Below are 19,916 nucleotides of genomic sequence, written 5' to 3'. Positions count from 1 at the left end.
CGCTCACCACCACAGCCCGGGCCGAGAGCGACAGTCACCACCACGGCCGGGGATGGGGGCGGCGCTCACCACCCGGCCGGGCCGAGGCATCGCGCCCCCGGCCGGGCCGAGTCGCCGCTCAACCGAGGGGTACGGGCTCCGGCAGCCCCACCGGCCAGGTGTGCACCGGCTCCCCGAGGTGCATCAACTCGCCGTAGCGCCGGGTGGTCGCGGCCAGCGCGGCGTCCCGGCCCAGACCCTTCTCCCGCGCCTGGTGGAAGGTGGCCGCCTGCCAGGTCGCCCCGTTGACACGCAGCCGGCACCGGTCCTCGATCACCCCCAGGTAGAAGTCCCGGTCGACGGGCTCGACCCCCCAGGCGTCCAGCCCCACGGCGGCGAGCGGCAGCAGTTCGTCACGGACCAGACCGACCGCGTCGACCTCGGCGGTGCCGCCGTACCGGCCCCGTCGCGGCCACTCCAGGCGCGCGTCGATCCCGTGGCGGCAGGCCGCGTCGAAGTTCGCGGCGGCGGCGGCGAACGGCAGCCGTGTCCACACCGGCCGCGCCTCCTCCGCGAGGGCACGGACGAGCCCGTAGTAGAAGGCGGCGTTGGCGACGACATCGGTGACGCTGGGACCCGCGGGCAGCACCCGGTTCTCGACGCGCAGATGCGGGACGCCGTCGGCGATGCCGTACACGGGCCGGTTCCAGCGGTACACCGTCCCGTTGTGCAGGACGAGTTCGGCCAGCTTGGGAACGCCTCCGGCGTCGAGGACCTCGAGGGGGCCCTCGTCGTCGCAGATCGGCAGCAGGGGCGGGAAGTAGCGCAGGTTCTCCTCGAAGAGGTCGTACGCCGAGGAGATCCACCGCTCACCGAACCAGGTACGCGGCCGCACCCCCTGGGCCTGCAGTTCGGGCGGGCGGGTGTCGGTGGACTGCTGGAACAGCGGCGGCCGCGACTCGCGCCACAGCTCACGGCCGAACAGGAAGGGCGAGTTGGCCCCGACCACGACCTGCGCGGCGGCCACCGCCTGCGCCGCGTTCCACACGTCCGCGAAGCGTGCCGGGGTGACCTGGAGGTGCAACTGCACCGAGGTGCAGGCGGCTTCGGGCGCGATGGACCTCGACGTGCACACCAGGTGCTCCACGCCCTCGATGTCGAGCGCGAAGTCCTCACCGCGGGCGGCCACGATCTGGTCGTTGAGCATGGTGTAGCGGTCGCCGTCCGACAGGTTCGACGACACCAGGTCGTCGCGGTCGATCGTCGGCAGAATCCCGATCATCACGATTCCGGCATCGACCTCGACGGCTTTCCGGTGCGCATATGCCAGTGAAGTACCTAGCTCCTCGGCGAGCTGGTCGAATACCCGGCCGCCCAATCGATGGGGAGCTATGTTGACTTCCAGATTGAACATGGCAAGTTCTGTTTGGAAATCGCGGCTCGCAATCCTTTCGAGTACTTGCGCATTCATCATCCTGGGCATGCCGTCGGGTCCGGCGAGATTCAGCTCGATCTCCAGACCCATGAGATTCTTCGGGCGATCGAACCGCTTCTCCTCCAGCAGTCGCGCCAGCCCCGCCAGACACTCCCGGAGCTTGCCGCGGTAGCGCTGGCGATCGGACAGGTCGAACGACCCTGCCACGACCTTCTCTCCCATCGAAGTGTCCCTCCTCGAGGGGCGGGCCGATCCTCGGGCCCCCGCCGTCCCGGTGGATGATGCCCAGGCAAGCCGATCGATAACGCCCTGGCGGGCCCCGTCGGCCGCTACGCTGTGAGCAGGTGTCCAGCGGCACATTCACGAGGCATGGACCAGTGCCTGTTTTCAGCCTGACACGATCTCGTGAAAAACGCCGACGAGAATCGGCCGACCGCTCGCGCGAAGTATTCCGAGGTCACCGTCGCACATCGCCGTGGAACCGGGATGAACCTCTCCTTTCGCCGACCGAATACCGCCTTGCTCTTCATATTCGGAACGACTAGACGAAACACCGTCTGAACACCTGTCGTATAAACTCCGCAAACGAGGCAGAGAGTTGGCGCTCGCGGTCCCAGGTCCTGCCGTCGAGGTGACACGCGGCAGGCGACACCCCCGTCGGCAGATCCAGACCTCCCGCCCCTCCGACCCCGAGAGCTGACAGCGCCGTCCGCCCCCGCCCCCTCGCGCCACTGTGCCTGTCGAATGAGAGGCGACCCACCATGCCGCTGCACGTACCCCCGGCTCCCGCGCCCGCCCTGCGCACCGTTCTCACGGCACTCGGTTCCCCCACCGCAGTCCGCGAGGCACGCACCCCGTCCCTGCGGATGGCCGAGGGGCCTGTCACCCCCGAACTCCCTCTGCCCGTACACGTCCTGGACCGGACCGATCCGGCGGGCACATCCACACGACTGGCCGCGTGGCGCTTCCTGATCCGCTGCGGCGAGCGCTCGGTGGCGGCCGCCGACACCATGCTCACCCCCGACGGCTGGGCCTTCTCACACTTCTTCGAAGGCCCGTACATCACCGCCACCGAGCGCGCCCTGCGTCAGGCCGAGAACATGAAGCAGTCGTTCCAGCCACGCCTGCTGTCGGTGCCCGAGCTCTACATGCTCACCCTCTGGCTGCACGGAGACTGCGCCGCCGACGGCGCCACCGGCCATCCGGCCCCCTCCGACCTCCTGGTGCCACTGGCGCCGGCGCCGCCCGGTATCGCCTCCCACCGCCCGCACCGCTTCGCCGAGTTCCTGCCGCTCCTCACCCATCGCCTGACCGCCGCCCCGCTGCTCAGTTCCCCCGCGTAGCCACCGCGCCGCCCGTCCACGCCCGTCCACGCTCGTCCACGTGCCCCGCAGCCGTTCCGCCGGCCGCGGGGCACGTCGTCGCGCCGCGCGTCACGCCGCCCGACGATCCGCCGGGCAACGCGCGAACCGGGCCCGAACCGACCCGCTCGCCCGACCCGCTCGTCCGACCCGCTCGCCCGTCCCGCTCGTTCGGGCCAACCCCTGCTCTTACGAGGGGAAATGCCTCCCTGACCGCACCGGACTAGCCCCATTCGACCACCCCGAACCCCCCGAAGGGACGGTGCGGTTGCGATGAACCGTCCGCGCGGGTGACGCGTCTCCAACCTGTGAGGAGCGCTGCTGCCAAATCCCTGCGGATTGACGCCCGTAGGGCAACACTGGGTTCCAAACACACACCACGGGGGGCGGCCATGAGCAGTTCGCGCCGCGAATCAGACACCACGACCAGCACACACCTCTCAACCCAGCGAAAGATCCCATCCATGTGCCAGCACCAGCCACTCTGTCCGTCAGCCGAATCAGCCGACCGGGAGTCCGCGCGTCTCGTGGCGCACCACCCGGAGCAGGGATGGAGCCTCCTGTGCAACGGCGTTCTGCTGTTCGAGGACACCGGTGAGCTCCTGCCTGACGGCCAGATCATCGCGCCGCACCGCCCGTTGGGCAGCGAACACGTGATGACGGCCGCCTGAGCCGCACGCACGAAGGGCGAAAGCCCGGACAGAACGAGGGGCCGGCCGGAGACGCACTCTCCGCACCGGCCCCGACGCATGTCCGGACATGATCACTCCGCGTGACCCCACGAGAACCCTCCGGTCCGCACGGGGTTCCCCCAGCGCCACCCACACCGACCCGCCTGCCCTAACTGCCAGCCAGCCAGCCAGCGTGCCTCACCTGTCTGCCTGGCTACCGCGACGCCTGCCTGCCTACCTACCTACCGGGCCGCCCGGCTAGGACGGTCTGCCCGAACGGACATTCCCCTCTGCCTCTCCACCTCCTGAAGTCCCGCGGACAAAACGCTAGCGTCCCTTCGTGAGCCTCCGGGCGTCCGGGAAACCGTTACCGGGCACGGCCCCGACGGTGTCCGGTCCACGTCTACGGACCTCCCCCGAAGCGAGCAAGGCGGTCATGGGACTCCTGCACTCCCCCGATCGTGGGCAGCACCCCCCGAAGCCCGGCGACCGCACGGCGCAGGAGGATCCCGCCCCGCACGAGAGACCGGCGGACGGACCCACACCGGGCACGGCTCGGACAGGCGCAAGCCCAGTCGGCGCACACCCGACCCACATAGGGTCGACCGACGTGGAGCCGACCCACATAGGGCCAACCGACGTGGGACCGACCCGCATGAGGCCGACCGACGTAGGACCGGTGCACGAAGGACCGTCGGACGAACGGCCCGAACCCACGCGCCGCCGTCGCCGTCCCGGCCCGTTCACCCTGCTCGCTCTGCCGGGCCTGACCGTCGTCGTGGGCTTCGCCGCGTTCATGGCCGCGACGGGCCGCCTGTCCTCGGCCTGGCCGGACGACTCCGACGCGCACACGACGACCGCGGGCAGCGCGGCGACGGACCGCGTCGACGCCTCGTACGTCCCGTGGCTGCGCGCGGCGGCCAGGACCTGCACCCTCCTGAAACCGTCCGTCCTCGCCGCCCAGATCGACCGGCGTTCGCACTGGAACACCGACCCGGCCACGCTGTCGGGCGCCGTGGGGATCGCGGGGTTCACGGAGAGCCAGTGGCGGACCTGGGGGAAGGACTCCGACGGCAACGGAAAGTCCTCGCCGCGCGACCCGGTGGACGCCATCATGGCGCTCGCCCGGCAGGACTGTGCCCTCGCCGAGGACGTCACCGGGCTCAGGACCCGTGGCACGGTGTCGGGGGACCTGCTCGACCTCACCCTGGCCGCCTACACGGTGGGCACGGACTCCGTGACCCGGGCGGGAAACGTCCCGTCGGCGGCGCGGACGTATCTCGCCGACGTCAAGAAGCTGTCCGCGCGGTACCGGACCTTCGACCGCGAGGACGACACGAACCCCGGCAGCGGCAGGGCGAGCGGAGTGCTGGCCCTGCCGGTCACCACCCTCGTGATCAGCTCCCCCTTCGGGTCCCGCAAACACCCCCTCACGGGCGTCACCAAGCTGCACACCGGCGTGGACTTCGCCGCTCCGCGGAACGCGCCGGTGTCCGCCGCGCGACAGGGCCGGGTGGTGTTCGCGGGAATGACCAAGGCGTACGGCAACCGCGTCGTGATCGACCACGGCACGCTCGGCGGCAGACGGCTGGAGACCACGTACAGCCACATGTCGTCCCTGCTGGTCGGAGCCGGTCAGAGCGTCGAGACGGGAGCCGCGCTCGGGTTCGTCGGCTCCACCGGCCTGTCGACAGGCCCCCACCTGCACTTCGAGGTGCTCGTCGACGGCGCGTACACCGATCCGATGCCGTGGCTCGCCGTCGCCCACTGACGGCGGTCGCCCCCTGACCGCGAGGGACCCACGGGTCGCGTCGCCTGCACCGCGAATCGGGCCCGGACGGGGAGACGGACACGGAGACGAGAGGGGGACCTGTCCGGCAGAAAGCCGGGTCAGGTCCCCCTCTGATTCCACTGATTCCACGCACCTCCGGCCCCTGGAGGCCGGCGGTCGTTCCTGGTCCTGGAGGGCCGGCTCCCGTCACCGGGAGCCGGCCCTCGTCGGATCTAGTCCTCGTAGGCGTCCAGCGGCGGGCAGGAGCAGACCAGGTTCCGGTCGCCGTACGCCTGGTCGATCCGGCGCACCGGCGGCCAGTACTTGTCCGCGGCCGAGACACCGGACGGGAAGACGGCCTCCTCGCGCGTGTACGCGTGCTTCCACTCACCGCCGAGCGCGGCGGCGGTGTGCGGCGCGCCCCGCAGCGGGTTGTCGTCCACCGTCCAGTCGCCCGAACCGACCTTCTCGATCTCCGCGCGAATGGCGATCATCGCCTCGCAGAACCGGTCGATCTCGACCAGGTCCTCGGACTCGGTCGGCTCGATCATCAGCGTGCCCGCGACCGGGAAGGACATGGTGGGCGCGTGGAAGCCGTAGTCGATGAGCCGCTTGGCGACGTCGTCGACGCTGACGCCGGTCGCCTTCGTCAGCGGACGCAGATCGATGATGCACTCGTGGGCGACGAGCCCGCCGGGGCCGGTGTACAGCACCGGGTAGTGCGGCTCCAGACGCTTGGCGATGTAGTTCGCCGACAGCACGGCGACCTGCGTGGCCCGCTTGAGGCCCTCGCCGCCCATCAGGCGGACGTACGCCCACGAGATGGGCAGGATGCCCGCGGAGCCCCAGGGCGCGGCGGAGATCGGGCCGACACCGGTCTCGGGACCGGCGGCGGGCTGGAGCGGGTGGTTCGGCAGGTACGGCGCGAGGTGCGCGCGCACACCGACCGGGCCGACACCCGGACCGCCGCCGCCGTGCGGGATGCAGAACGTCTTGTGCAGGTTCAGGTGGGAGACGTCACCGCCGAAGTGGCCCGGCTTGGCGAGGCCCACCAGCGCGTTGAGGTTGGCGCCGTCGACGTACACCTGCCCGCCCGCCTCGTGCACCTGGGCGCAGATGTCGGCGACGTGCTCCTCGAACACACCGTGCGTCGAGGGGTACGTGATCATCAGCACGGACAGCTCGTCACGGTGCTGCTCGATCTTGGCACGCAGGTCCGTGATGTCGACCTCGCCGTCCTCGGCGGTCTTCACGACGACGACCTTCATGCCGGCCATCACGGCGCTCGCGGCGTTCGTGCCGTGCGCCGAGGACGGGATCAGGCAGACCGTGCGCTGCTCGTCGCCGTTGGCCCGGTGGTAGCCGCGGACGGCGAGCAGACCGGCCAGCTCGCCCTGCGAACCGGCGTTGGGCTGCAACGACACCTTGTCGTACCCGGTGACCTCGGCGAGCCGCGTCTCCAGCTCCTCGATGAGCGTGAGATAGCCGCCCGCCTGCTCGGCGGGTACGAACGGGTGCAGCTGGCCGAACTCGGGCCAGGTGACCGGCTCCATCTCGGTGGTCGCGTTGAGCTTCATGGTGCAGGAGCCCAGCGGGATCATGCCGCGGTCCAGCGCGTAGTCGCGGTCGGAGAGCCTGCGCAGGTAGCGCAGCATCGCCGTCTCGGAACGGTACTGGTGGAACACCGGGTGCGTGAGGTAGTCGTCGGTGCGCAGCCGCGCCGCGGGAAGCGTGTCCTCGGTGAGCGCGTCCAGCGCCTCGATGTCGCCCTCGACTCCGAACGCGGTCCACACGGCGGCCAGTTGCCTGCGCGCGGTGGTCTCGTCACAGGCGATCGACACGTGGTCGGCGTCGACCAGGTGGAGGTTGACGCCCTGGTCGCGCGCGCCGGTCACGATCTCGGCGGCCCGGCCCGGCACCCGGACGGTCAGGGTGTCGAAGTACGCGCCGTGCACGACCTCGACGCCGCCGGCCTTCAGCCCCTCGGCGAGGAGGGTGGCGTAGCGGTGGGTGCGACGGGCGATCGTCCTCAGTCCGTCCGGCCCGTGGTAGACCGCGTACATGCCCGCCATCACGGCGAGCAGCACCTGAGCGGTGCAGATGTTGCTGGTCGCCTTCTCACGGCGGATGTGCTGCTCACGCGTCTGCAGGGCGAGCCGGTACGCCTTGTGTCCGTCCGCGTCGACGGAGACGCCGACCAGTCGGCCGGGCAGGCTGCGCGCGAACTTCTCGCGCACCGCCATGTATCCGGCGTGCGGACCGCCGAAGCCCATCGGGACGCCGAACCGCTGCGTCGTGCCGACCGCGATGTCGGCGCCGAGCTCGCCGGGCGAGGTGAGCAGGGTCAGCGCGAGCAGGTCGGCGGCCACGGTGACGACCGCGCCGAGCTCGTGCGCCTGCTCGATGACGGGCTTGAGGTCGCGTACGGCACCGGAGGCGCCCGGGTACTGGATGAGCACACCGTTGATCTCGCGCTCGGCGATCGCGGCCGGGATGCCCTCGCTCAGGTCGGCGACGACCACCTCGACGCCGGTGGGCTCGGCGCGGGTCTCGATGACGGCGACGGTCTGCGGCAGGGCGTCCGCGTCGATCAGGAAGAGGCCCTTCTTGTTCTTGCCCATGCGCCGGGACAGCGCCATCGCCTCGGCGGCCGCGGTGCCCTCGTCCAGCAGCGAGGCGCCGGAGGTGGGCAGGCCCGTCAGCTCGGCGACCACGGTCTGGAAGTTGAGCAGCGCCTCCAGGCGGCCCTGCGAGATCTCCGGCTGGTACGGCGTGTACGCGGTGTACCAGGCCGGGTTCTCCATGACGTTGCGCAGGATCACCGGCGGCGTGAAGGTGCCGTAGTAACCGAGGCCGATCATCGAGTCGAGGACCTGGTTGCGGTCCGCGAGGGAGCGCAGCTCGGCCAGGACCTCGGCCTCGGTGCGCGCGCCCGGGAGATCCAGCGCCTCGGCGTTCTTGATCACGTCCGGCACGGCGGCGGCCGTCAGCTCGTCCAGCGAGCCGTACCCGACCTGCGCGAGCATCTTGGCCCGCGCTTCCGGGGCGGGCCCGATGTGGCGCTGCTCGAAGGGGATGCCCTGTTCGAGCTCGGAGAGCGGAATGCGGTGGGCGGTCATTGCGGAGGCCTCCTGGTCACACACGACCTTCGAGGGGCACCACGGCGTAGGTGCCCCGACGGCCTCCCCCTCTGTCATCTCGACCTGAGAGCTTCACCGGACCGCCGACCCGCTGCGACCCGGCTTTCACCGTCGGTGAGAGCGGAAGCCATCGGCCCCCGCCCTGCTTTCCAGAGTGACCTCGTCCGTGCGGTACGTGAGCCTGAGAGATTCCGGGGAGGATTTGCTCCTTCGGCGCCTCCGATGGTGTCTGGAGGACTCTCCCGCACGGGGTCAGCAGCCGCTTGCCAGCGTACCAGCGAGAACAACGCACGAGCTTTCGAGTGGCCACCGTCACGAATGTGCTCTTTCGTAGTGCCTACGGATGAGTTGCAATCGACTGGAGGGCCCGTGCAGACCGACATCGATCCGCGCAACCTGATCGGCCGCAAGGCGCTCGACCGCAACGGCGCCAAGATCGGCACGGTCGACGAGGTCTATCTGGACGACGCGACCGGCATACCGGAGTGGGCCGCCATACGTACGGGCCTGTTCAGCAGGGACGCCTTCGTGCCCCTGGAGCCCAGCGAACTCGTCGAGGGCAGTCTGCGGGTCCCCTTCGAACGCGCCCTGATCAAGGACGCCCCCGACTTCGGCGTGGGCCGCCACCTCTCTCCCGAGCAGGAACTCCAGCTCTACCACCACTACGGTCTCGACGTGACGCCTCCGGCCCTCCCGCCGGACCACGACTTCGGCCGTCTGGCGGGAACGGACGAGACCTGAGACACCCCTTCGGACCGCTGAGCCGCGTCCGAAGTACGGCGGGCCGCGCGACTCGCCGGTCGGCCGGCCAGTGACGGCGGGCGACGCCCGGCCCGATTCCCGGCGGTCGCCCCAGCCCGTCCCGGCGGTCGCCCCACCGGCGCCCCAGCCCGTCCTGGCAGTCGGCCCGTCCCGGCGGCCGAGCCGAACGGGCTCAAGCCCTCCCGGGCGTACCGGCGCACACACCGGACGAGTCCTCGGGTCTTCGTCGCACCAACGGCAGCGGATCCGCCGGTTCCAGGGCCGCGTCGTCGGTGCGGAACGTCCGCACCCGCCCCGGTCGCGAGTCCGGCGTCTCGAATCGCACGGTCACCCTTCCCAGCCCGCTGCCCTGCACCCAGCCGTGCCCGTACTCGGCATGGTGCACGTCGTGCCCCGCGGGCCAGCGCCGCTCGGCCGCCGTCACCTGCTCGGCCGCAGGGTCCTCCGCCGCGGCCTCGTCGGGATGCTCCTGCGCCGCCGTCTCCTCCTCGGCGGCCCTGGCCTGCGCCTGCGCCTGGGCCTGGGCCTGGGCGAAGAGGTCCTCCTGCGTGTAGTCGGCGAGCCCTGACACCCCGACGCCCAGCAGACGTACGCCTCCCGTCGTGTCCACCGCCTCCAGGAGCCGGCCCGCCGCCTCCCGTACGACGGCGGGGTCGTCCGTGGGTCCCCGGAGCGTCTCGGACCGGGTCAGCGTCGAGAAGTCGTACCTGCGCACCTTGAGCACGATGGTCCGTCCCGACAGGCCGGCCCCGCGCAGCCGCTGCACACACCGGTCGGCCAGCCGCTGCACCTCGAGCCCGACCCGCACCCGGTCATGGATGTCCACGTCGTAGGTGTCCTCGACCGACACGGACTTCGTCTCCCGCTCGGCCACCACGGGCCGCTCGTCGCGCGCCAGCGCCATCGCGTACAGCGCGTGCCCGTGAGCCTTGCCGAGCAGCCGTACGAGCTCGTCCTCGCCCGCCTCGGCGATCTCGTCGACGGTGGTGATCCCGCCCCGTCGCAGATGGTCCCCGGTGGCGGGCCCCACGCCCGGCAGGGTCCGCACCGGCATCGGCCCGAGCAGCGCCCGCTCCGTGCCCGGCTCGATCACCACCAGGCCGTCGGGCTTGGCCTGCTCGGAGGCGATCTTGGCGAGCATCTTGGAGGCCGCGAGCCCCACGGATCCCGTCAGGCCCGTGACAGCCCTGATGTCCGCGCGCAGCTTCGCCCCCGCCAGCCGCGCCGAGGCGTCGTCCCAGGCGGTTCCCCCGGCCTCCAGATCGACGAACGCCTCGTCCAGGCTCAGCGGCTCCACCAGGGGGGACAGGGTCCGCAGCAGACCCATCACCTGGTCACTGATCTCCCGGTAGAGCCCGAAACGCGGCACGAGATACGCGGCGTTCGGCGCGAGCCTGCGCGCCTGGGCCATCGGCATCGCCGAGTGCACCCCGAAGACGCGGGCCTCGTAGGAGGCGGTGGCGACCACGCCGCGCATCCCGAGGCCGCCCACGACGACGGCCTTCCCGCGCAGGCTCGGCTTGGACGCCTGCTCCGCCGAGGCGAAGAAGGCATCCATGTCGAGATGCAGGATCGTGGGGGCGTTTCTCACACCCCTGATGCTGCCCTACGCCACTGACAATGCCCCAGTACTCCGCCGCGCACCGCCGAGCCCGCCTGCGGAGGCGCCCCCGCCGGTCCGCACCACGTCGCCGCGGCACGGACCGCCGGATCGCGCCGACCGTCAGACCGCGCGGTTGCGCCGGCGGGCCAGCTCGTCCGCGGGGTTGTGGCGGACGAGCGTCTCGCCCGTGTCCACCCGCTCCCCGTGCAACTGCGAGAGGGCGTTCTCCACGTCACGCCACACCACGCCGACGGCGATCCCGAAGACACCCTGGCCGCCCTGGAGCAGGGCGTGGACCTCGTCGGGCGAGGAACACTCGTAGACGGTCGCGCCGTCGCTCATCAGCGTCAGTCGCTCCAGGTCCCGGAAGCCGCGCTCCCTGAGGTGCTGGACCGTGGTGCGGATGTTCTGCAGCGACACTCCCGTGTCGAGGAACCGCTTCACGATCTTCAGGACCACCACGTCCCGGAAGCTGTACAACCGCTGCGTCCCCGACCCGTAGGCGGGCCGCACGCTCGGCTCGACCAGACCGGTCCTGGCCCAGTAGTCGAGCTGCCGGTAGGTGATGCCCGCGGCGGCACACGCCGTGGGCCCCCGGTAACCGATCTCCTCGGCCGCCGTCCCACCCTCGCCCGGCACCGCTGTCGGCCGCTGCGGAACGGGATCGGCCGCACTGTCGTGATGGGGGTACCCCCTGCTCGAGCCGAGCCGAGAGCTTGGGGGAGGGTACGGGCCGCTCTCCCCCAGACCGCGTCCGGGGGCACCCCCAGCCGTACCGTCGCCGCTGCTTCTCACGCCGACCTCCGTCCTTGACCTGCCTTCTCGACGGTAGGCAGTCACCAGGGGTGCGTCAACGATCGCCACACTCGGCACGCCGAGTGATAATCACCCTAGGAGTGGTTTCCCGTGTCCCACCGCGGGGAAAGGCTAGCCGAATGCTCTCGGAGTGAGCCGCAGCGCGCCACAGTCGCCACGGGCAATTGCCGCCGGGAGTACTCCGATCCCGTGACGCGGCGCGGCTGCGGGAACGGATGTCCGGGCGCCCGCCGGGGGCGCCCGGCCCCGTCACTGGCTGTTGGTCCCGAAGTCCTCGGGCGAGATCTGGTCGAGGAACTCGCGGAACTTCTCCACCTCGTCCTCCTGCTCGTCCGGGATCGCGATTCCCGCGTCGTCGAGCACCCCGTCACTGCCGTAGATCGGCGTTCCGGTGCGCAGCGCCAGCGCTATGGCGTCGGACGGGCGGGCACTGACCTCGATACCGCTGGCGAACACCAGCTCCGCGTAGAAGACCCCCTCACGCAGATCGGTGATGCGCACCTCGGTGAGTTCCTGGCCGACGGCTTCCAGCACGTCCTTGAACAGGTCGTGGGTCAGCGGTCGTGCGGGGGCCATGCCCTGCTGGGCGAAGGCGATCGCCGTCGCCTCCCCCGGTCCGATCCAGATGGGGAGGTAGCGATCGCCTCCCACTTCACGCAGGAGCACGATCGGTTGGTTGGAGGGCATTTCGACCCGGACACCTACGACATCGAGCTCGTTCACACAGCAACCCTAGGCCGTGCCCGGGACGTTTGGGTAGTCGAGCACAGAACGGGTGGCCGATCCGGACGCCGGCGAGGGCCCCGAGGTCAGGGCAGCCTTACGCCCAGCGCGGTCTGCACCAGCGCGGCGTGCAGCCTCACCGTGAGCCCCGCCAGCTCCTTCGTACGGGCCTCAGCGTGGGCCCTGGTCTGCGGATTGCGATGGCGCCTCAGCGGGGCCACCACCTGGTCCACCAGCCCCGCGTCCCGTTCGGCCGCGGCCTTCATCGCCCGCAGATGGCGCGGCTCGATACCGAACCGCCCCAGCTCGCCGACGAGTGCGGCGACCGTCACCGCCTCGGAGTCGTACGTCCCCTCCGCCAGTGGGGCGATGAGCCCGTACGACTCCCACTCCTGGAGCTCCTGCTCGCCGATCTCGGCGGCGGCCAGCAGCTCCGAACGGCCCACCCGGACCGCTGTGGGCGCGTCGGGCTCCAGCGGCTCCCCGTCGCCCCCGTCGCGCTGGCGTCCCAGGGACGGCAGCCGCACCGGCTCGCCGCGCTCCAGGGCGTCCAGATGCTCGCGGATCACCTTCAGCGGAAGATAGTGGTCCCGCTGCATCCTCAGTACGTGCCCGAGCCGCTCGACGTCGTCCGCGCTGAACTTGCGATACCCCGACGGAGTCCGTCGCGGCTCGATGAGTCCCTCCGACTCCAGGAAGCGGATCTTGGAGATGGTGACCTCGGGGAACTCGTCACGCAGCGCGTTCAGCACCGCGCCGATGCTCATCAGCCCACTGTCCGCTGCGGCGGTACCGCTGCCGGCACCGCCGCTCGGTGTTCGAAGCATGGACCTTCCTGGGGGTCCCCCCGGACGGAGTCTGGGGAAGGGTCAGATACCTCGCTGGCTCGCGTAGAAGACCAGCCGGTACTTACCGATCTGCACCTCGTCGCCGTTCGACAGCGGAACCGAGTCGATCCGCTCCCGGTTGACGTACGTGCCGTTCAGGCTGCCCACGTCGGCGACCGTGAACGAACCGTCCGCCGCGCGGCGGAACTCCACGTGCCGGCGCGACACGGTCACGTCGTCGAGGAAGATGTCGCTCTGCGGATGACGCCCGGCGGTGGTCAGCTCACCGTCCAGGAGGAAGCGGCTGCCCGAGTTCGGACCACGGCGGACCACCAGGAGCGCCGAGCCGAGCGGCAGCGCGTCGACGGCGGCCTGCGCCTCCGGGGAGAGCGTGGGCATCTGCGTCTGGCCGGTGACCTCGGCATCGTAGGCCTCAAGGCCCGAGATGGAGATCGTCGACGTCGTCTCGGACGCGCGCTCCGGGATCGCCCCGGGCCGCAGCGGCGCACCGCAGTTCGAACAGAAGCGGCTGTTTTCCGCGTTGCGGTTACCGCACCTCGTACACACCAGGGCCGACATGGGATCCTCCTGCCGCGGCTGCCCCCCAGGGACATGAGACGCGTACGGGTCGGCGGCGAACCCTCCACCCGTACTTGAGGCTGACGGTTCCCCGAAACCTATGCGGCCGGACTGGGCAGGGTCAACAGACGGCGCGCCCTGACCAGCGACCTGGTCGCGGAACAGCGGACGCTCGCCACCCTGGCCCTCTGCGTCTCCATGGCGCGGGGCGCGGTGCCGGGCGTTGTCGCCGCCCTCTCGCGCGCTCTTGCCGAACAACTTCGCAAACAACTTCACGGGCGATTCCCCTTGACCGAAACAGACCCGCCCGTGGGGCAGGACGAACCCTGATTGCACACACCGGTCGACCCGGACATCCTCACAACGTCCGTATCCACCAGACAGTTTCCACCACGCACCACCCATTCGGTGCGCCGACCCCCCGCAACCTCATGCCCTCGCCGCACCACCCCCATGCGCCCCCGGCTCACCGGGAGGAGGACCGAGCGTAGTCAGGCAGCTTCGCGGCCCGCAAGGCGTCCACAACGATCTTCGTCGCACGCTCCACGGTGACGGTGGCCTGCTCCTTCTCCAGAGTCTGCACCACACCTCCGGGGATGTTGAGCGCCGGTTCGAGGTCCTGCGGCTTGCCGATGACCTTGAAACGATAGGGCTGGGTGATCTTGTTCCCGTCCACGCTCACGCCCTTGCCGGAATCGCTCAGATAGGTGCTGGCGACGACCCGCACACCGTTCACCTGAATCGCCTCCGCGCCGGCCGCGCGCAGCTCCTGGATCGCGTCAAGCAGCATGTCCGCCTTGACCGTCCCCTTCGTATCGTTGATGGTCAGCGTGATGCCGGGTCCCTGCGCCGCCACCGTGCCCGCCAGAATGCCGAGTTGCTTCTCCTTCTCGGCCGTCTGCTTGCGCGCCTCGGCAGCCTGGTTCGAGCTGTTCTCCAGCTCGGTGCGCTGATCTTCGAGACCCTGCTTCTCGTCTTCTAGACGCTGCGTACGGTTGTCGAGTTCATCGAGGATACGTACGAGATCTTCTTGACGTGCGCCACGCAGCGCGCTGCCACTGTCGCTGTTGGACGCCACCTGAACGGCCAGACCGAAGCCGAGGCCGAACAACAGGAGCGCGACGATGAGTTGCGCACGGGACACGCGCGGCGGCCACAGCCCCTTCACCAGGCGCTGACGGCCGGTCAGCGTCTCGGCGGGCTGCGTCCGGGCGGCCTGCGCGGCGTCCGGCGGGGGCGCTTGGTGCTGCTGGGGCGCGGAGCTCTCGTCGGCCGCGGCCGGAACCTCTTCGGGAAGTTCCCTGCGCAGCCGGTTGTCGGGGGTCTCGTCCTCGTTGTTCATCGGCCTCACGCCCGGAAGACGTGCCGGCGGATCGCCGCGGCGTTGGAGAAGATACGGATACCGAGGACGACCACGACCCCGGTGGAGAGCTGGGCGCCGACGCCCAGCTTGTCGCCCAAGAAGACGATCAGCGCGGCGACGACCACGTTCGACAGGAACGAGACCACGAAGACCTTGTCGTCGAAGATGCCGTCGAGCATCGCGCGCAGGCCTCCGAAGACGGCGTCGAGCGCCGCCACGACGGCGATCGGAAGGTAGGGTTCCACGATCACCGGAACCTCGGGCCGGACCAACAATCCAGCCACGACTCCCACGACGAGGCCCAGTACGGCGATCACGATGTGCCCTTCTCTGTGCTCGGCTGTGCTGTACGTACGATCACACTCGGTGCGGCGGACAACCGGACGTCGTCGTCGACGGAGATGCTGGTCCGGATGCCGTAGTTCTCCTGAAGGGCGTGAAGATACAGCCCGTCGGCACTGTTCTGGAACCTGGTGCTGAGCCGCTCGCCGTCCCCCACCGCGAGCACCGTGTACGGCGGCACCAGCGGCTTGTTGTCGACCAGTATCGCGTCTCCGGCCGCCCGGATCGCCGAGAGCGCCGTCAGCCGCTGTCCGTTGACCGACACGGCCTCCGCGCCGGACTCCCAGAGCCCGTTGACGACCCGTTGCATGTCACGGTCACGGACCCGGCCGGTGTCCGAGAACCCGCTGGTCTCACGCGGGTCACCGTCGCCGCCCTGGGTGGCTTCCTTGGCGTCGTTCACGACCAGCTTCACACCGGGGCCGTGCACCGCCACGGCACCAGAGAGGATGCCGACGAGGTCGGCCTGGTCGCCGCCCCCCTGTTTCTTCAGCGCCTCGCGCTGCCGGGCGCTCACATCGTCGCGCAGGGTGTCGACACCGGCCTCGAGCTTGTCCGCGGACGAGGTCTCGCGCTGGATGCGGTCGATGAGTTCCTGGCGTTCCTTGGCCACGACCGGCGCCGCGATCCGCGCGTTGGCCGCGCCCACCGTCACCACCAGGGCGGCGAGCACGAGACCGGCGGCGAGGCCGAGCCTCGCCCGTACCGTCTTCGGCATACCGCCGGCGCCCGCGGCCTTCTTGCGGGCGGCCGCCTCGGCGTATCCGTCGTCGAGGCTGTGGTCCATGACGTTGGTGAGCAGCGACATGGAGGCGTCCGGGCGCGAGGGGCGCGGAGGTGTGCTCCGAACGGGGGGCTGCTGCGGCATGCCGCACATCGTCGCACGTCGCGGGTGCTACCTCCGAATGGCCCCACCCGCGTGCCGGACAGGCCCCCTTGGGGGCACTTGTCCGGCACGCGCGTGTGCTAACGGCCGGCGCTGTCCACGACGGCCGCCCACTCGTCGAGCAGGGCCTCCGCCGACGCGATGTCGGGGCCTTCGGCCCACAGGTGCGTCACGGCCTCGGCGGGGTCGGGCAGCACCATCACCCAGCGCCCGTCGGTCTCCACCACCCGGACGCCGTCGGTCGTGTCCACGAACCGGTCCCCCGCCTCCTCCACGACCCTGCGCATCACGAGCCCCTTGACCGCCCATGGAGTCGCGAGATCCCGCTTGAGGACGTGCGCCCGCGGAATCCGCGCGTCGATCTGGCTGAGCGTGAGCTGCGTCCGCGCCACCAGCCCGATGAGGCGTACGAAGGCGGCCGCGCCGTCGAACACGCTGCTGAACTCCGGGATGATGAAGCCGCCGCGGCCGTCACCGCCGAAGATCGTCGCCTCGTCACGTCCGACCCGGGTCAGGTCGTCCGGGGACGTGGTCGTCCACTCCACCTGTGTGCCGTGGTAGGCCGCGACCTGCTCGGCGATCCGCGTGGTGGTCACCGGCAGCGCCACTCGCCCACTGCGCCGCTCCGCGGCCACCAGGTCGAGCATCACGAGGAGAGCCCGGTCGTCCTCGACGATCCGCCCCTTCTCGTCGACCAGCGAGAGCCGCTCACCCACCGGGTCGAAGCGCACCCCGAATGCCGCCCGCGCGGACGCGACGATCTCGCCGAGCCGTACGAGTCCGGCCCGCCGGGTGTCGGCGGTCTCCGTCGGCCTGGACTCGTCCAGGCCGGGGTTGATGGTCAGGGAGTCGACACCGAGCTTGCCCAGCAGGCTGGGAAGCACCAGTCCGGCACTGCCGTTGGAGGCGTCCACGACCACCTTCAGCCCGGACTCGGCGATACCCGTCGTGTCCACGTTCCTCAGCAAGGAACCCGTGTAGGAGTCGAACACGCTGGCGGGAAAGTACAGATCCCCGATCTCACCCGGGAACGCGCGCCGGTACTCCTGCCGCGCGAACACCCGGTCGAGCTTCCGCTGTCCGCCCTGCGACAGGTCGGCACCCTCCCCGTCGAAGAACATGATGTCGACGGAGTCGGGCACCCCGGGAGTCGTCCGGATCATGATCCCGCCGGCGCTGCCTCGCGCCGTCTGCTGCCTGGCGACCGGCAGCGGCACGTTCTCCAGGTCGCGTACGTCGATGGCGCTGGCCTGCAGCGCGGAAATGACCGCTCTCTTCAGCGCCCGCGCGCCCCGGGAGTGGTCACGGGCCGTGGTGACCGTGGAGCCCTTCTTGAGGGTCGTCGCGTACGCCCCCGCGAGGCGCACCGCCAGCTCCGGAGTGATCTCCACGTTCAGGATGCCGGACACACCGCGCGCTCCGAAGAGATGCGCCTGACCGCGCGACTCCCAGATCACCGAGGTGTTGACGAACGCGCCGGCCTCGATGGTCTTGAACGGATAGACCCGTACGTTTCCCTGAATGATCGATTCTTCACCGACGAGGCATTCGTCGCCGATGACGGCGCCGTCCTCGATCCGTGCGGCCCGCATGATGTCGGTGTTCTTGCCGATGACACAGCCCCGGAGATTGCTGTGCTGGCCGACGTACACGTTGTCGTGGACGACGGCTCTGTGCAGGAAGGCGCCGCTTTTGACGACGACGTTGGAGCCGATGACCGAGTGCTCACGGATTTCGGCGTCCGCTTCGACCTTCGCGTAGTCGCCGATGTAGAGGGGGCCCCGCAGTACGGCGTCGGGGTGTACTTCGGCGCCCTCGGCGACCCATACGCCCGGGGAGATCTCGAAGCCGTCGATCTCGACGTCGACCTTGCCCTCCAGGACGTCGGCCTGCGCCTTCACGTAGCTCTCGTGGGTGCCCACGTCCTCCCAGTAGCCCTCGGCGATGTATCCGAAGACGGGCTTTCCTTCCTTCATCAGCTGAGGGAAGACGTCGCCCGACCAGTCGACCGAGACATCCGCCTCGACGTAGTCGAAGACTTCGGGCTCCATGACGTAGATGCCGGTGTTCACGGTGTCGGAGAAGACCTGACCCCAGGTCGGCTTCTCCAGGAAGCGCTCGACCTTGCCCTCTTCGTCGACGATGGTGATGCCGAATTCGAGGGGGTTGGGAACGCGCGTCAGACAGACGGTGACCAGCGCACCCTTTTCTTTGTGAAAATTGATGAGGTCGGTGAGATCGAAGTCGGTCAGGGCATCGCCGGAGATCACCAGGAAGGTGTCGTCCTTCAACGCCTCTTCGGCGTTCTTGACGCTACCGGCAGTACCGAGTGGCTTCTCCTCATTGGCATAGGTGAGCTCCATGCCGAGCTCCTCGCCGTCACCGAAGTAGTTCTTGACCAGAGAGGCCAAGAACTGAACGGTCACGACGGTCTCGTTGAGCCCATGCCTTTTGAGCAGCCTCAGCACGTGCTCCATGATCGGGCGGTTCGCCACGGGCAGGAGCGGCTTGGGCATGCTTGAGGTCATGGGACGAAGGCGAGTACCTTCGCCTCCGGCCATCACTACGGCCTTCATGTCGGAAGCGTCCTCCTTTTAAGAGACGACGGACTAGCCGACTTCACCCGTCCAGATTGTCCCGCAGTTTTCGAGCGCGGGCCATCGGGGCGCTTCAACTGCCCCTGCGGGCCGAGCTCAATCGGCCGTGGTGTCCGCCCGGACAAGCCGGCGGACCTGCACCACGTACAGGACTCCTGCCCACCAGTACAGGGTTGTACCCCACCCCGCGAACGCCCATCCGAAAATCGCACCGAGTGACGCGATCCATCCGTGTCCGTCGCTGAGCAGCAACAACGGGAAGGCGTACATCAGGTTGAAGGTGGCGGCCTTCCCCAGGAAGTTCACCTGTGGCGGCGGATAGCCGTGGCGCCTGAGGATGCCCACCATGACCAGCAGGACCAGTTCACGAGCCAGAAGGGCGGCGGTCAGCCAGATCGGCAGAATCTCCCGCCAGGTAAGGCCTACGAGAGTCGACAGGATGTAGAGGCGGTCGGCCGCGGGGTCCAACAGCCGGCCGAGGCTGCTGATCTGGTTCCAGCGCCGTGCGAGCTTCCCGTCGAGATAGTCGCTGATGCCGCTCAGCATCAGCACGAGCAGGGCCCAGCCGTCGCTCTTGGGACCCCCGAACTCCGGCCTGAGGATCAGCCACAGGAAGATGGGTACGCCGACGAGGCGCGCCATGCTGAGGATGTTCGGGATGGTGAGGACCCGGTCCGTCTGAACGCGGGTCTCCTGGACCTCCACCCGGGGGCCTCCTGTGGGAAATGTGCCAACGATGCCCCCTGACCTTACCCGCAGCCCTGACACCGCGACGCGGCGGGTCTGCGCCCCGCCGAAGAACACTCTGCCGCACAGTGGGGAAAGGTTCGGAAAACAAAAAAGAGCTGGTCCCCGAACCGAAGTTCGGGGACCAGCTCTTTCAAAATTTGTTCGGCGGCGTCCTACTCTCCCACAGGGTCCCCCCTGCAGTACCATCGGCGCTGTGAGGCTTAGCTTCCGGGTTCGGAATGTAACCGGGCGTTTCCCTCACGCTATGACCACCGAAACACTATGAAACTGTCAACCGGAGCCGTGGCAAAGCTACGACGGTTGTTCGTGGT

General features: G+C 69.6%; 16 protein-coding genes, 1 rRNA gene and 1 riboswitch. Of the genes, 4 read left to right on the top strand and 13 right to left on the bottom strand.

Translation table 11 applies throughout. From position 1 onward, the window contains the following. Positions 1-118: 118 nt before the first annotated feature. Complete coding sequence (locus GFH48_RS33285) at positions 119-1,636, bottom strand: glutamate--cysteine ligase (RefSeq protein ID WP_153291789.1); 1,518 nt, start codon at positions 1,634-1,636, stop codon at positions 119-121. 539 nt (positions 1,637-2,175) lie between these two features. Between GFH48_RS33285 and GFH48_RS33280 the strand changes: the two genes are divergently transcribed. The 3 genes from GFH48_RS33280 (at position 2,176) to GFH48_RS33270 (ending at position 5,217) form a co-directional block, all read left to right on the top strand. After that, a complete protein-coding gene (locus GFH48_RS33280) occupies positions 2,176-2,757 on the top strand; it encodes a hypothetical protein (RefSeq protein ID WP_153291788.1) in 582 nt (193 codons plus the stop codon). 482 nt (positions 2,758-3,239) lie between these two features. Next, positions 3,240-3,446: a DUF5999 family protein gene (locus GFH48_RS33275; protein WP_153291787.1), complete on the top strand. Its 207-nt coding sequence runs from the start codon at positions 3,240-3,242 to the stop codon at positions 3,444-3,446. Between the two features lie 655 nt (positions 3,447-4,101). Continuing rightward, positions 4,102-5,217, top strand: coding sequence for a peptidoglycan DD-metalloendopeptidase family protein (locus GFH48_RS33270; RefSeq protein WP_153291786.1), 1,116 nt, complete (start codon positions 4,102-4,104; stop codon positions 5,215-5,217). Positions 5,218-5,450: 233 nt separating this feature from the next. Here the strand turns inward: GFH48_RS33270 and gcvP are convergent, their stop codons facing one another. Beyond that, positions 5,451-8,336, bottom strand: a complete 2,886-nt coding sequence (gene gcvP, locus GFH48_RS33265) for an aminomethyl-transferring glycine dehydrogenase (protein ID WP_153291785.1) — start codon at positions 8,334-8,336, stop codon at positions 5,451-5,453. A 180-nt stretch (positions 8,337-8,516) separates the two neighbouring features. After that, positions 8,517-8,612, bottom strand: a riboswitch (glycine riboswitch). A gap of 114 nt (positions 8,613-8,726) precedes the next feature. Here gcvP and GFH48_RS33260 point away from each other — a divergent pair. Further along, complete coding sequence (locus GFH48_RS33260; protein ID WP_194280744.1) at positions 8,727-9,098, top strand: PRC-barrel domain-containing protein; 372 nt, start codon at positions 8,727-8,729, stop codon at positions 9,096-9,098. A 193-nt stretch (positions 9,099-9,291) separates the two neighbouring features. Here the strand turns inward: GFH48_RS33260 and GFH48_RS33255 are convergent, their stop codons facing one another. The 11 genes from GFH48_RS33255 to rrf form a co-directional block, all read right to left on the bottom strand. Continuing rightward, positions 9,292-10,710, bottom strand: a complete 1,419-nt coding sequence (locus tag GFH48_RS33255; RefSeq protein WP_153291783.1) for a DNA polymerase IV — start codon at positions 10,708-10,710, stop codon at positions 9,292-9,294. 132 nt (positions 10,711-10,842) lie between these two features. Further along, entirely contained in the window at positions 10,843-11,517 is a 675-nt protein-coding gene (locus GFH48_RS33250) for a MerR family transcriptional regulator (protein WP_153291782.1), read from the bottom strand. Positions 11,518-11,787: 270 nt separating this feature from the next. Further along, positions 11,788-12,261: a bifunctional nuclease family protein gene (locus tag GFH48_RS33245; RefSeq protein ID WP_153291781.1), complete on the bottom strand. Its 474-nt coding sequence runs from the start codon at positions 12,259-12,261 to the stop codon at positions 11,788-11,790. Between the two features lie 86 nt (positions 12,262-12,347). Beyond that, the gene (gene ftsR, locus GFH48_RS33240; protein WP_153291780.1) at positions 12,348-13,088 is read right to left on the bottom strand and encodes a transcriptional regulator FtsR; all 741 of its coding nucleotides are present in this window, start codon (positions 13,086-13,088) and stop codon (positions 12,348-12,350) included. 42 nt (positions 13,089-13,130) lie between these two features. Beyond that, positions 13,131-14,072 carry an FHA domain-containing protein gene (locus GFH48_RS33235; RefSeq protein WP_194280743.1) on the bottom strand — a complete coding sequence of 314 codons (942 nt, stop codon included), beginning with the start codon at positions 14,070-14,072 and terminating at the stop codon, positions 13,131-13,133. Between the two features lie 61 nt (positions 14,073-14,133). Beyond that, positions 14,134-15,009 (bottom strand): DUF881 domain-containing protein, encoded by an 876-nt coding sequence (locus GFH48_RS33230; protein WP_153291778.1) that lies wholly within the window; start codon positions 15,007-15,009, stop codon positions 14,134-14,136. Positions 15,010-15,014: 5 nt separating this feature from the next. Next, entirely contained in the window at positions 15,015-15,347 is a 333-nt protein-coding gene (locus GFH48_RS33225; protein WP_148007916.1) for a small basic family protein, read from the bottom strand. Next, on the bottom strand, positions 15,344-16,249 hold the full coding sequence (locus GFH48_RS33220; protein ID WP_153291777.1) for a DUF881 domain-containing protein: 906 nt from the start codon (positions 16,247-16,249) through the stop codon (positions 15,344-15,346). Before GFH48_RS33220 ends, GFH48_RS33225 begins: the two co-directional genes overlap by 4 nt. A gap of 89 nt (positions 16,250-16,338) precedes the next feature. After that, positions 16,339-18,834, bottom strand: coding sequence for a mannose-1-phosphate guanyltransferase (locus GFH48_RS33215; protein ID WP_153291776.1), 2,496 nt, complete (start codon positions 18,832-18,834; stop codon positions 16,339-16,341). Between the two features lie 117 nt (positions 18,835-18,951). Continuing rightward, positions 18,952-19,560, bottom strand: coding sequence for a CDP-alcohol phosphatidyltransferase family protein (locus tag GFH48_RS33210; RefSeq protein WP_153291775.1), 609 nt, complete (start codon positions 19,558-19,560; stop codon positions 18,952-18,954). A gap of 184 nt (positions 19,561-19,744) precedes the next feature. Next, positions 19,745-19,861 (bottom strand): 5S ribosomal RNA (gene rrf / locus GFH48_RS33205). Positions 19,862-19,916 lie beyond the last annotated feature (55 nt).

It is taken from the genome of Streptomyces fagopyri (assembly GCF_009498275.1).
GTDB classification, from domain to species: Bacteria; Actinomycetota; Actinomycetes; order Streptomycetales; family Streptomycetaceae; genus Streptomyces; species Streptomyces fagopyri.
This window is presented reverse-complemented; position numbering and strand designations above follow the sequence as displayed.

Excerpts from the sequence above, each read along its gene's own strand:
- ftsR (WP_153291780.1), bottom strand. The coding sequence starts at position 13,088 with ATGCTTCGAACACCGAGCGGCGGTGCCGGCAGCGGTACCGCCGCAGCG.
- GFH48_RS33215 (WP_153291776.1), bottom strand. The coding sequence starts at position 18,834 with ATGAAGGCCGTAGTGATGGCCGGAGGCGAAGGTACTCGCCTTCGTCCC.
- GFH48_RS33280 (WP_153291788.1), top strand. The coding sequence starts at position 2,176 with ATGCCGCTGCACGTACCCCCGGCTCCCGCGCCCGCCCTGCGCACCGTT.
- GFH48_RS33270 (WP_153291786.1), top strand. The coding sequence starts at position 4,102 with ATGAGGCCGACCGACGTAGGACCGGTGCACGAAGGACCGTCGGACGAA.
- gcvP (WP_153291785.1), bottom strand. The coding sequence starts at position 8,336 with ATGACCGCCCACCGCATTCCGCTCTCCGAGCTCGAACAGGGCATCCCC.
- GFH48_RS33230 (WP_153291778.1), bottom strand. The coding sequence starts at position 15,009 with ATGAACAACGAGGACGAGACCCCCGACAACCGGCTGCGCAGGGAACTT.
- GFH48_RS33275 (WP_153291787.1), top strand. The coding sequence starts at position 3,240 with ATGTGCCAGCACCAGCCACTCTGTCCGTCAGCCGAATCAGCCGACCGG.
- GFH48_RS33285 (WP_153291789.1), bottom strand. The coding sequence starts at position 1,636 with ATGGGAGAGAAGGTCGTGGCAGGGTCGTTCGACCTGTCCGATCGCCAG.
- GFH48_RS33235 (WP_194280743.1), bottom strand. The coding sequence starts at position 14,072 with ATGGGTGGTGCGTGGTGGAAACTGTCTGGTGGATACGGACGTTGTGAG.
- GFH48_RS33220 (WP_153291777.1), bottom strand. The coding sequence starts at position 16,249 with ATGTGCGGCATGCCGCAGCAGCCCCCCGTTCGGAGCACACCTCCGCGC.